This is a genomic window from Roseateles sp. YR242, from assembly GCF_900109745.1.
Classification (GTDB): Bacteria; Pseudomonadota; Gammaproteobacteria; order Burkholderiales; family Burkholderiaceae_C; genus Roseateles.
Genome location: NZ_FOAV01000002.1, coordinates 348,785 through 360,416, shown reverse-complemented (window position 1 = coordinate 360,416; position 11,632 = coordinate 348,785). Strand labels below are relative to the sequence as shown.

The window sequence follows — 11,632 nt, the reverse complement described above, 5'->3', positions numbered from 1 at the left end:
AGGCCGCCCATGTTGCTGGCATTCGAAGACGAGCAGGGGCTGGCGCAGCGCCTGGCCGCTGAGCTGCAATGCCCACTGGGCCTCATCACCCGCCACCGGTTTCCGGACGGCGAGCTCCGCCTGGTCCTGCCCAAGCCCTTGCCGGCACAGGTGTGGCTGCTGCGGGGCATGCAACACCAGCCCAACGATCGGTTGGTGGAATTGTTGATCGCCGCGCCCACTGCTCGTGCCTGGGGCGCGCAACGGCTGGGCTTGGTGGCCCCTTACCTGGCCTACATGAGGCAGGACATGGAGTTCACCCCCGGCGAGGCCGTCAGCCAGCGCCATATCGCCGCGTTGCTGGCCACGCAGTTCGACCAGGTCGTCACCGTGGACCCGCACCTTCACCGCATCCACAGCCTGGACGAGGTGATGCCCGCAGGCGTGGGCATCGCACTGTCCGCCGCCACCTTGCTGGGCCGATGGATCGCGGCTCAGGTACCCGGCGCCGTGCTGGTGGGTCCGGACGAGGAGTCCGGCCAATGGGTGGCCGAGGCCGCGCGTGATGCGGGCCTGGACTTCGCCGTGGGCCGCAAGGTGCGCCACGGGGACACCCAGGTGCAACTGGCCTTCCCCGATGTCGCGGTGGCAGGCCGGCCTGTGGTGTTGCTGGACGACATGGCCTCTACCGGCCGCACCCTGATCGGCGCCGCCAAGGAGGCATTGGCACGGGGGGCCAGTTCGGTTGATGTGGCGGTGACCCATGCGCTGTTCAACGGCGATGCCTTGCCCGCCCTGCGCGCCGCAGGGGTGCGCCATGTCTGGAGCAGCAATGCCATCCCGCATGAAAGCAACGCGGTCTGCGTGGCGGCGATGGTAGCGAAATCATTGAATGCGGCGTGAATGAATGCCGCTGAAACTCATTGACTTTGATGATTTCAATGAATATCTGAATTCTGGGCTGCGGGAATAAACCGGAATAAACCCATAAGGTCCGAACGTTTCGGTCAATAAAAAAGCCCCGCACTGCGGGGCTTTTTGTTTGGGGTGTCTACTCTATGGCAGCAATATTCCGGATATGTTCAATCGGCGAATAAATGCGGAATGTTGGCTCACGTCCCCGGAAAGAGGCTCAGGCCTTGCCCTGGCTGGCCACGGCCGCTGCGGCCTTGGCGGCGGCTTCGGCGTCACCCAGGTAATAGCTCTTGATGGGTTTCAAATCCGCGTCCAGTTCATAGACCAGCGGAATCCCGTTGGGAATATTCACGCCAACGATGGCGTCGTCGGCGATATTGTCCAAATATTTCACGAGGGCACGAATACTGTTGCCATGGGCTGCGATTAACACCCGGTTACCGGCCAGAATGGCGGGTGCGATCTGCTCGTTCCAGTAAGGCAGTACCCGGGCGACCGTGTCCTTGAGGCATTCAGTCAACGGAATCTGAGAGGGTTCCAGGCCGGCATAACGGATGTCACCACGCTCGCTGCGCGGGTCGGTGGCTTCCAGTGCCGGCGGCGGGGTGTCATAGCTGCGACGCCAGACCAGCACTTGTTCGTCACCGTACTGCTTGGCCATGTCGGCCTTGTTGAGGCCCTGGAGACCGCCGTAGTGGCGTTCGTTCAGGCGCCACGAGTGGCGCACGGGCAGCCATTGGCGGTCCATCTGATCCAGGCAATGCCACAGGGTCCAGATGGCGCGCTTGAGGACAGAGGTATGGGCGACATCGAAGTCCAGACCCGCTTCCTTGAGCAGGCGTCCGGCCTGTTGGGCCTGGGCGACGCCCGTGGGGGTGAGATCCACATCGGTCCAACCGGTGAATCGGTTCTCGAGGTTCCAGGTGGATTCGCCATGGCGAATGAGCACGAGCTTGTACATGGTGGATCTGTGAAGTTTTGCCGGTCTCCGGCGGGGCTGCGCGGATTCTAGAGGCAGCCCTCTGGCACCGCGGGCTCAAGAAGGTTTTTGAAGAACCGACAACTGGTTCGTGTCTGGCGAAAGGCGGCCAAGGCCTGCGCTCCCCGACACGGACGGATGTCGTTGTGATGGTTGTTGGTAACGAAGAATGAGGAGTACTCCATGATGGTTGTGAAGAACTGGCGTCTGACGCCTCTGGCCCTGGGTGCCGCGCTGACGCTGGCTGCCGTGGGCGCCCAGGCGCAGGCTCAGGGCGAGTCGATGTTCTCCCTGTCGGGCTTCGGCACGGTGGGCGTGGTCGGCACCACCAAGAGCGGCGCCGAGTACGTGATCCCGGGCCAGACGCAGGGCGCCGACAAGTCGCTCAGCGGCGAAGTCGACACCAAGCTGGGTGTGCAGGCCGGTGCCAAGTTCAACAGCCAGTTCTCTGCCACGGTGCAGGTGCTGACCAAGCAGAACGGCAAGGGCAACTGGACGCCCCAGATCGAATGGGCATTTGCCAAGTACCAGGCCACCCCGGGCCTGGCCTTCCGCCTGGGCCGCATGGGTGCCCCGTTCTTCGCCGTGTCGGATTTCCGTGACGTGGGTTATGCCAACACCTGGCTGCGCCCGCCCATCGACGTCTACGGCCAGGTGCCGGTCAGCCACTTCGACGGTGCCGACGTGAACTGGACGACCCAGGTCGCCGGCCACGCCGTGACCCTGGGTGGCTTCGCGGGCCAGAGCTCCTCCTACGTGCGCAACGTGAAGATCGAGCTGAAGGACATGTACGGCCTGAACGCCTCGGCCGAACTGATGGACGGCCTGACGCTGCGCCTGGGCCACGTGATGGGCAAGTTGACGGTGAACAACGCGTCGCTCAACACCCTGGTCGCGACCCTGCGCGGCACGCCTTACGCCAGCGTGGGCGACCAGCTGGACCCCAACAGCAAGGACGCCACCTTCTCCAGCATCGGCCTGACCTACGATGAAGGCAACTGGGTGGCATCGGCGGAATACACCAAGCGCAAGACCGACACCTTCGTGCCGGACACCACCGGCTGGTACACGACGCTGGGTTACCGCGTTGGCAAGTTCACGCCGTACGCCACGCTGTCGCAGCAAAAGACCGACAGCCTGAACGTCAACAACACCGTGCCGTCGCCTTCGACGCTGCATTCGCTGGTCGACATCGCGGCCAACTCGCAGAGCACCCCGCAAAAGACCATCGGTTTGGGCGTGCGTTGGGACGCCTGGCGCAACATCGCGGTGAAGGCACAGTACGACAGCATCAAGACCACCGGTGGCGGCCAGTTCTACAACGTGCAGACCGGCTTCAGCAACGAGCGTGTGGGCGTGTACAGCCTGGCCGTTGACTTCGTGTTCTAAGCGGGCGAGGCAGATATGCAATTCAAGATGAACAAGATGCTGATGGGCGCCACCCTGATGGTGGCAGGTGTTGCCGCGCAGGCCCAGGTGGCCGTGGTGGTGAGCGCGAAGAGCCCGGTGGGCAACATGACGGCCGACCAGGTCTCCGCCATCTTCTTGGGCAAGAGCAATGCGCTGCCCAATGGCAGCGCCGCCGTGGCGGTGGACCTGCCGGAAGCGGCAGCTGCCCGTGAAACCTTCTACACCAAGGCCACGGGCAAGTCCTCGGCCCAGGTGAAGGCCGCGTGGTCGCGCCTGGTGTTCTCGGGCAAGGGCACGCCGCCCAAGGAACTGGGCAGTGCCGCCGACGTCAAGAAGTTCGTGGCGGGCAATCCCGATGCCATTGGCTACATCGAGAAGTCGGCGGTCGACGGCTCGGTGAAGGTGGTGCTCAGCGTTGACTGATACGCCCACCACGGCGTAAGACTGGCAGGCGCCTCCCCATGCCGGGGTGGCGCCTGTGGCGTTGCTGGAGACTGAAGATGAACCTGAAGACCCGAATCGCGATGTTGCCGGTACTGGCGGCGCTGATCTTTGCCGTCGGCATCGCGGTGGTGCTGTTCTATTCCACCCGCACCTCGGGCGCGATCCATGCGCTGGGCGAGGCGGACTATCCCTATCTGGTGGCCACCAACCAACTGTCCTCGCAGTTGGAAAACCTGAGCGGCACCATCCAGAGTGCGGTCGCCGAAGGCGAGAAGAAACGCCTGGACGAAGCCGGCGAGCGCGCCGCAGCCATGCGCAAGGTGATCGCCTCCATCCAGGCCATTCCTGGCCGGCGCGACGTGGGCGGCAAGCTGGCGTCGGCCTTCGAGGCCTACTACGCCGCGTCGGTGGACACCGCGCAGCTGTTCCTGGGCATCAAGCAGGGCGACCAGGCCGGTGCCATCCCCAAGATGCAGGCAGCGCAAAAGGTGCTGTCCGACCTGCTGGCCGAATCCGCCAAGGATGCGCGCGGCAGCTTCGACGCCTCCCTGGCCAAGGCCGAAGGCGGGGTGTCGGCCAGCGTGTGGGTGACGGTGAGCAGCGGGGTGATCGTGGTCCTGTGCCTGGGCTTCGGTTCCTGGCTGCTGATCAACAGCGTGTGGCGCCAACTCGGCGGTGAGCCGGAATATGCGCGTCACGTGATGCAGCAAATGGCCGAGGGCGACCTGGCCCAGCACATCGTGGTGGCGCCGGGCGCGAACAACAGCCTGCTGGCCGCCGTGCGCGACACGGCCCAGGGGCTCAAGGCGATCGTCAGCGAAGTGCGCAACGGCACGGATTCCATGACGGTGGCCTCCCGCGAGATCGCCGTGGGCAACCAGGACCTCTCCACCCGCACTGAAAAGCAGGCCGGCTCGCTGGAGCAGACGGCTTCCAACATGCAGCACCTGACCGAGACGGTGCGCCAGAGTGCCGACGCGGCCAGCCAGGCCAACCAGCTGGCCGGTTCCGCCGCCACGGTCGCCCGCAAGGGCGGCGAGGTGGTGGGGCAGGTGGTCTCGACGATGGATGAGATCACCGCCAGCTCGCGCAAGATCGGCGACATCATCGGCGTGATCGACGGCATCGCCTTCCAGACCAACATCCTGGCGCTGAACGCGGCCGTGGAAGCGGCCCGGGCTGGTGAGCAGGGGCGCGGTTTTGCGGTGGTGGCGGGCGAGGTCCGTTCGCTGGCGCAGCGCAGCGCCGAAGCCGCCCGTGAGATCAAGACGCTGATCGGTGCCAGCGTGGAACGGGTGGAATCCGGTTCGCGCCTGGTGCAGAACGCCGGCGCAACGATGGATGAGATCGTGGCCAGCGTGCAGCGGGTGTCCGACATCATCAGCGAGATCACTGCCGCCTCGGCCGAGCAGAGCCAGGGCATCGGCCATGTGAACGAGTCGGTGCTGCAGCTGGACCAGATGACGCAGCAAAATGCCGCGCTGGTGGAAGAAGCCGCCGCGGCGGCCAGCAGCCTGGAGCAACAGGCGCGGGCTTTGCAGACCTCGGTGTCGACCTTCCGTCTCTGAACGTCGCAGCGTTCCCCAAGGGCCCGCCCGCCTCACCGCCGGCGGGCCCTTGGCCTTTCAGGTCGAAACCTATAATCGCGTTTTTCTTTGGTTGGGCCCTGGCTTTGAAATTCCTGATCGACAACTGGTATCTGGTGCTGACGGCGGTGATTTCCGGCAGTTTGCTGCTGTGGACAACCTTCCGTGGCAAGGCCGGTGGTGTGTCCACCGCTGAAGCGGTGCGCCTGCTCAACCGTGAAAAGGGTGTGCTCATCGACGTGAGCGAGCCCGAGGAATTCGCCCAGGGCCATGCCGGCGGCGCCCGCAATGTGCCGCTGGCGCTGCTCAACACGGGTGGCCCCATCAAGCAACTGCCCACCAACAAGGCCCTGCCGCTGGTGCTGATGTGCAAGAGCGGCGCACGCGCCTCGCGCGCAGCTGGCATTCTTCGCCAACAGGGCTATGCAAATGCCGTTGCGCTGGGGGGCGGTCTCGCCGCCTGGCGGGAGGCAAGTTTGCCGGTAGAGAAGTCCGCAGCCTGATCGCCCTGGCCGGTTGCAACGACCCCTCGACCTGACACTTTGGAGAATTGGCGATGCGCGCCGTGAAGATGTACACCACCCTGGTCTGCCCCTACTGCGTGCGGGCCAAGTCGCTGCTCAAGCAGCGTGGCGTTGACCAGATCGAAGAAGTGCGGGTGGACCTGGATCCGTCCCAGCGGGACACCATGATCCAGATGACCGGCCGCCGCACCGTGCCGCAGATCTTCATTGGTGACACCCACGTCGGTGGGTGCGACGACCTGATCGCGCTGGATCAGCGCGGCGGGCTGCAGCCGCTGCTCAACGGCGTCTGAGGCTTTTTGTCACCGGCCGGGGTGCCGTCGCACCCTGCCATAATGCTTTCACGGCCCGCGCCTGCGGGCCTTCTCATTTTTGGAATAACCATGGCCGACGACAACAGCACCCCCGTGTTCCAGATTCAGCGCATGTACCTGAAAGATCTGTCGCTGGAGCAGCCCAATGCCCCGCAGATCCTGCTGGAGCAGGCACAGCCGCAGGTTGACATCAAGCTGGCCCTGGCCGCTGAACCGGTCGCTGAAGGCCTGTTCGAAGTGAGCGTGACCGGCACCGTCACCACCTCCGTCCAGGACAAGACCCTGTTCCTGATCGAGGCCAAGCAGGCCGGCATCTTCGAGATCCGCAATGTGCCGCAGGAACAGCTCGAAGGCATCCTGGCCATCGTCTGCCCGCAGATGATCTACCCCTACCTGCGCGCCATCGTCTCCGACGTGTGCACCCGCGCCGGCTTCCCGCCCGTGCTGCTGACGGAAGTCAACTTCCAGGCCATGTTTGAAGCCCAGCAGGCCCAAAGCCAGATCAACGGCGAATCCGCGCCCAACTGAGCGTCGCCTCCCCACAGTGCGCCGGCCCCGCGGATTCCGCTTGGCCGGCGTCGTTGTCTGGAACCCTCGGGTCCGGTGGGGACTGACATCTTCCCGTCATCCATGTCCGATCAAGTCCTGCGCATGAAGATCAGTGTGCTTGGCGCTGGCGCCTGGGGTACGGCGCTGGCCATTGCTGCCAGTGCGCGGCACGAGGTGTTGTTGTGGGCCCGTGATGCCGACGGTGTGGCTGCCATGCAGGCCGAGCGCCGCAATGCACGCTACCTGCCGGATGCGCCCCTGCCGGATTCGCTGGGCCTGACGGGCGACCTTCAGGCCGCCTTGGCCCATGGCCGCGGCGGGCTGATCGTCATCGCCACGCCCATGGCCGCTTTGCGCGGCATGCTGGCCACGCTGCCCGCAGGGGCACGTTGCCTGTGGCTGTGCAAGGGCTTCGAGGCCGGCACCGGCCGGCTCGGCCATGAAATTGCCCGCGAAGTGGTGCCGCAACTGGCCACTGGGGTACTTTCCGGCCCCAGCTTTGCGCAGGAGGTGGCTGCCGGCCAGCCGACCGCCCTGGTGTCCGCATCCGAAGACGCCGCGCTGGCGCAATTGGGGGTCACGGCCTTCCACAGCGAGCGCCTGCGTGTGTATTCGTCTGCCGACCCTGTGGGCGTGGAGGTGGGCGGCGCCGTCAAGAACGTCATGGCCATTGCCGTGGGCATGGCCGATGGCCTGCGCCTGGCGGCCGAGATGGCCGGGCGCAAGGGCCCGGGCCTGAATGCCCGCGCCGCGCTGATCACGCGCGGCCTGGCGGAAATGCAGCGCATGGCGCTGGCGCTGGGCGCTCAGCCGGAAACCCTGCTGGGTCTGGCCGGCCTGGGTGACCTGGTGCTGACGGCCACGGGTGACCTCTCCCGCAACCGCCGCGTCGGCTTGCTGATGGCCGAGGGCCTGAGCCTGGAGGCCATCCTGCAACGCCTGGGCCATGTGGCCGAAGGCGTCTATAGCGCCCCGACCGTACTGGCCCGTGCCCGCTCATTGGGCGTGGACATGCCGATCACCGAAGCGGTGGTCGACGTGCTGGAAGGTCGCATGGACGCGCATGGCGCCATGGAAGCGCTGATGGGGCGGCAAGCCAAGTCCGAGTGGTAGGTGCGGTGAGTACGCCAAGGGCTCGGCAGAAGCCGAGTTGAAGTTCTGGATAGGCGCCAGCGTCCTGCCCAGCCTCAGCCGCCTTCTGCATAGCCGTTCTGTCGCCAGGCCTCGAAGACGGCCACCGCCACCGCATTGCTGAGATTGAGGCTGCGCTGGCCGGCACGCATTGGCAGCCGCACCCGTTGCGCCAGCGGAAACTGATCGCGCAGCTCGGCCGGGAGGCCGGCGGTCTCGCAACCAAACACCAGATAGTCACCGGCCTGCAAGGCCACCTCTGGCAGCAGGCGGCTGCCGCGTGTGGTGAACGCAAACAGCCGCGAGGCCTCGGGCTGCTCGGCGTCCAGGAAGGCATTCCAGTGGGCGTGGCGCATCACCGGCGCGTACTCGTGATAGTCCAGCCCGGCGCGTTGCAGCAGCCGGTCTTCCATCGAGAAGCCCAGGGGCTCGATCAGGTGGAGCCGGCAGCCGGTGTTGGCGGCCAGGCGGATGACATTGCCGGTGTTGGGCGGGATTTCCGGATGCACCAGCACGATGTTGAACATGGGACAGCAGACCTTCCTTGATTTCAGGGCGTGCGCGCCACCACCCAGGCCTGCACCGCCAAGGCGCCCGCCTCGTGCAACGTGGCCGCGGCCTCGAACAGCGTGGCCCCGCTGGTCATCACATCGTCCACCAGGGCGACACGCAGGCCTTGCACCGGACGGACCACGCCAAAGGCTGCCCGCAGGTTGCCCCGGCGATCCACCAGGGGCAGGTCCGACTGGCGGCCCGTGTGGCGTACACGGACCAGCGTGTGGGCGCACAGCCGGTATTGTCGCTGCGTCGGCAGGTGCCTCGCGATCTCCAGGCTCTGGTTGAAACCACGCTCTCGCAGCCGTTCGGTGGAGAGCGGGATGGGCAGGACCAGGTCCGGTGGGGGGAGCTGCGGCCACTGTAAGTGAGCCCGGGCTAACGCTCCGCCCAGCAATTCACCGAGCAAGGGCAGGACCTCCAGCCGGGCGTGGAATTTGAGCGCCTGCAGCCAATGGTCCCAGGGGAAGGCGTAGTCCAGCGCGGCAACACAGTGCGCCAGCGGCGGCGCATGGACCAGGCACTTGCCGCACCGGGGCCGGGCTGTGGTGGCGTTGCGCTTCCTCTCGAGAGGGGTGTTGGGGTCTGCGTGGGTCGGTACGGGCAACGCCAGCCCGCAGGTCGCACAGCGCCAGACGTCCGCCGCTGCAAAACGTTCTCGGCAGGCTGCACACCACCGGCCCCGGCACCACTGCCGGCACAACAGGCATTGCCCCGGCCAACCCGCCGGACCGGCCCATTCCCACCAGTTCCCCACAGACCCGTGCGACGACAAACCCCAGCGGCGGACGAGATTTCGCATGGCCGCCTACAATTCGGCCCCATGAGTGGGAACGAGGCCAAGCCGCCTGGCACACAGCAGATTGATGCGGCGGCGGCACGGCGGCAGCGCCGTCGACTGGCCTTGGCCGACCAACCGCCCTGGCTGTACCAGGAGGTGGCGCAACGCATGCTGGAGCGCCTGCCGGTGATCAAGCTGCAGCCCGCCCAGGTGCTGCAACGGCGGCCTTCCGTGGGCGGCGGCGACGCCGGGCTGCGGCAGCAGTATCCGCAGGCCACGCAGGTCTGGTGTGAGCCGGACGACCGCGTGCGCGCGCAATTGCAGCAACGGTTCAAGCGGGGCTGGATAGGCTCGGTGGCGCAATCGGTGCTGCCATCGGCCATGCAGACGATGATGGACAAGCTGCGCGGCACCTTCACGCCCGAGTTGGTGGCCCAGGCCCCTGCCGGCGCCTCGCAATTGCTGTGGTCCAACATGGAACTGCATGCCGAGACGGACAAGCCCGCGCTGATCCATCAGTGGCATGACGCGCTGGCGGTGGACGGATTTCTGATGTTCTCCTGCTTCGGGCCGGACAGCTTCATCGAGCTGCGCCCGTTGTACGAGCGCGAAGGCCTCGGTGTGCCCACCCCGGAATGGGTGGACATGCATGACCTGGGCGACATGCTGGTGCACGCCGGCTTTGCCGACCCGGTGATGGATCAGGAACACCTGCGCCTGACCTGGGGCACGCCGGACGCCTTGCTGGCGGACCTGCGGGCACTGGGGGGCAATGTGTCGGTACTGCGGGGCGCGGGCTTGCGCAGCCGCGCCTGGCGCCAGCGGCTGTTGGCGGCCCTGGAGTCTTTGCGCGGGGCGGATGGACGGCTGGGGCTGAGTGTCGAGTTGGTGTATGGCCATGCCTTCAAGCCGCAACCGCGGCTGAAGATGGCGGCGCAGACGGCGGTCTCGCTGGATCAGATGCGGGCCATGGTGCGCGGGCAAGGCAAGCACTGACCCCTGGCCGTGCGAACGTCGCACCAACACCAGTGATGCGTACAGCGAAACCCGGGTGCGCTCTGAGGGTAATCCTGGGCGGTTGGCGCCCCCGGTGGCAGTCATAGTCCGGCTTTGGTGCACGGTTCTCCGCGAGTGAAGGCGCGGGAAGGGCCAAAAAGGGGCGTGGGCTAAAATCCGCCCCCGACTGGAAGACGTCTGCTGGCCCCAACCCTGGTGGAGATCCGGGTGACGAGAGCTTGAGAGAGACTGGATAAAGAGACGAACCATGACGATGATGAACAGTGATGTGCATCAGCTGGGGCGCCGATGGAGCCAGCTGGCGTTGACCGCAGTGGTCGCGCTGGCCAGCCAGTCGGCCCTGGCGGTGAATGACCTGCCGGGTGGTCCGGCGGTCAACCAGCTCAACCTGCAGCCGGCGGTCACCAAGATCGCCCATGAGCAGGCGTGGCTGCACAACATGATGTTGGTCATCTGCCTGGCCATCTTCATTGCCGTCTTCGGCGTGATGTTCTATTCCATCTTCAAGCACCGGAAGTCCAAGGGCGCGGTGCCGGCCAACTTCCATGAAAGCGTGAAGGTGGAAATTGCCTGGACGGTGGTGCCGTTCATCATCGTGATCCTCATGGCGCTGCCGGCAACCAAGGTGGTGGTGGCCATGAAGGACACCACCAATGCCGACCTCACCATCAAGGCTACCGGCTACCAGTGGAAATGGGGCTACGACTACGTCAAGGGAGAAGGCGAAGGCATCGGCTTTGTCTCCACCCTGGATGCGTCGCAGCGGGCCCTGTCCGACTCCGGCAAGCCCGGCGATGTGGACAACTACCTCCTCAAGGTAGACAACCCCCTGATCGTGCCGGTCAACAAAAAGGTTCGCATCATCACCACGGCGCAGGACGTCATCCACGCGTGGATGGTGCCGGCCTTCGGCGTGAAGCAGGATGCCATCCCCGGTTTCGTGCGCGACACCTGGTTCAAGGCCGAGCAGGAAGGCGACTTCTACGGCCAGTGCGCCGAGCTCTGCGGCAAGGAGCATGCGTACATGCCCATCCATGTGAAGGTGCTGAGTGCGCAGGCCTACACCGCATGGGTGCAGGAAGAGCAGAAGAAGCTGGCCGCCAAGGCGGACGACCCCGCCAAGGTCTGGTCGCTGGAAGAGCTGCTGGCCCGTGGCGAGAAGGTCTACAACAGCAACTGCGCGGTCTGCCACCGGCCTGATGGCAAGGGCGCCGGGCAGTTCCCGCCGCTGGATGGTTCCAAGGTGGTGCTGGCCGACAGCCATGCCGAGCAGCTGCATGTGGTGCTCAACGGCCGCAACCAGATGCCGGCCTGGAAGTCCATCCTGAAGGACAGCGAGATCGCTGCCGTGGTCACTTACACCAAGAACAGCTGGTCCAACAAGACTGGCCAGATCGTTCAGCCCGCCGAAGTCGTGGCCGAGCGCGCCAAATAATCCGGACGCCCAT

13 protein-coding genes are annotated in these 11,632 nt (G+C 65.6%); 10 read left to right on the top strand and 3 right to left on the bottom strand.

Going from position 1 to position 11,632, the window contains the following annotated elements; translation table 11 throughout:
- Positions 1-9 precede the first annotated feature (9 nt).
- The gene (locus tag BMY53_RS05260; RefSeq protein ID WP_092944367.1) at positions 10-882 is read left to right on the top strand and encodes a ribose-phosphate diphosphokinase; all 873 of its coding nucleotides are present in this window, start codon (positions 10-12) and stop codon (positions 880-882) included.
- A 229-nt stretch (positions 883-1,111) separates the two neighbouring features.
- On the opposite strand, the gene gpmA is transcribed toward BMY53_RS05260, so the two are convergent.
- The gene (gene gpmA, locus BMY53_RS05255; RefSeq protein ID WP_092944365.1) at positions 1,112-1,855 is read right to left on the bottom strand and encodes a 2,3-diphosphoglycerate-dependent phosphoglycerate mutase; all 744 of its coding nucleotides are present in this window, start codon (positions 1,853-1,855) and stop codon (positions 1,112-1,114) included.
- Between the two features lie 201 nt (positions 1,856-2,056).
- Here gpmA and BMY53_RS05250 point away from each other — a divergent pair, with 201 nt between their 5' ends.
- The 7 genes from BMY53_RS05250 to BMY53_RS05220 all read left to right on the top strand — a co-directional run bounded on the left by BMY53_RS05250 (position 2,057) and on the right by BMY53_RS05220 (position 7,813).
- Positions 2,057-3,262, top strand: coding sequence for a porin (locus BMY53_RS05250; RefSeq protein WP_092944363.1), 1,206 nt, complete (start codon positions 2,057-2,059; stop codon positions 3,260-3,262).
- A gap of 27 nt (positions 3,263-3,289) precedes the next feature.
- Positions 3,290-3,706: a type 2 periplasmic-binding domain-containing protein gene (locus tag BMY53_RS05245; protein ID WP_092945124.1), complete on the top strand. Its 417-nt coding sequence runs from the start codon at positions 3,290-3,292 to the stop codon at positions 3,704-3,706.
- Positions 3,707-3,783: 77 nt separating this feature from the next.
- The gene (locus BMY53_RS26675; protein ID WP_092944361.1) at positions 3,784-5,295 is read left to right on the top strand and encodes a methyl-accepting chemotaxis protein; all 1,512 of its coding nucleotides are present in this window, start codon (positions 3,784-3,786) and stop codon (positions 5,293-5,295) included.
- 104 nt (positions 5,296-5,399) lie between these two features.
- Complete coding sequence (locus BMY53_RS05235; protein ID WP_092944359.1) at positions 5,400-5,816, top strand: rhodanese-like domain-containing protein; 417 nt, start codon at positions 5,400-5,402, stop codon at positions 5,814-5,816.
- Positions 5,817-5,869: 53 nt separating this feature from the next.
- Positions 5,870-6,130, top strand: coding sequence for a glutaredoxin 3 (gene grxC / locus BMY53_RS05230; RefSeq protein WP_092944357.1), 261 nt, complete (start codon positions 5,870-5,872; stop codon positions 6,128-6,130).
- A gap of 90 nt (positions 6,131-6,220) precedes the next feature.
- Entirely contained in the window at positions 6,221-6,679 is a 459-nt protein-coding gene (gene secB / locus BMY53_RS05225; protein ID WP_092944355.1) for a protein-export chaperone SecB, read from the top strand.
- Positions 6,680-6,802: 123 nt separating this feature from the next.
- On the top strand, positions 6,803-7,813 hold the full coding sequence (locus BMY53_RS05220; RefSeq protein ID WP_092945123.1) for an NAD(P)H-dependent glycerol-3-phosphate dehydrogenase: 1,011 nt from the start codon (positions 6,803-6,805) through the stop codon (positions 7,811-7,813).
- 74 nt (positions 7,814-7,887) lie between these two features.
- Here BMY53_RS05220 and trmL read toward each other — a convergent pair whose 3' ends face one another.
- Together trmL and BMY53_RS05210 are read right to left on the bottom strand one after the other, a co-directional pair.
- Complete coding sequence (gene trmL / locus BMY53_RS05215) at positions 7,888-8,358, bottom strand: tRNA (uridine(34)/cytosine(34)/5-carboxymethylaminomethyluridine(34)-2'-O)-methyltransferase TrmL (RefSeq protein WP_092944353.1); 471 nt, start codon at positions 8,356-8,358, stop codon at positions 7,888-7,890.
- Between the two features lie 23 nt (positions 8,359-8,381).
- Positions 8,382-8,993 carry a ComF family protein gene (locus tag BMY53_RS05210; RefSeq protein ID WP_092944351.1) on the bottom strand — a complete coding sequence of 204 codons (612 nt, stop codon included), beginning with the start codon at positions 8,991-8,993 and terminating at the stop codon, positions 8,382-8,384.
- Between the two features lie 216 nt (positions 8,994-9,209).
- Between BMY53_RS05210 and BMY53_RS05205 the strand changes: the two genes are divergently transcribed.
- Positions 9,210-10,163, top strand: a complete 954-nt coding sequence (locus BMY53_RS05205; protein ID WP_255370041.1) for a biotin synthase — start codon at positions 9,210-9,212, stop codon at positions 10,161-10,163.
- A 268-nt stretch (positions 10,164-10,431) separates the two neighbouring features.
- The gene (coxB, locus tag BMY53_RS05200) at positions 10,432-11,619 is read left to right on the top strand and encodes a cytochrome c oxidase subunit II (protein WP_092944349.1); all 1,188 of its coding nucleotides are present in this window, start codon (positions 10,432-10,434) and stop codon (positions 11,617-11,619) included.
- Positions 11,620-11,632 lie beyond the last annotated feature (13 nt).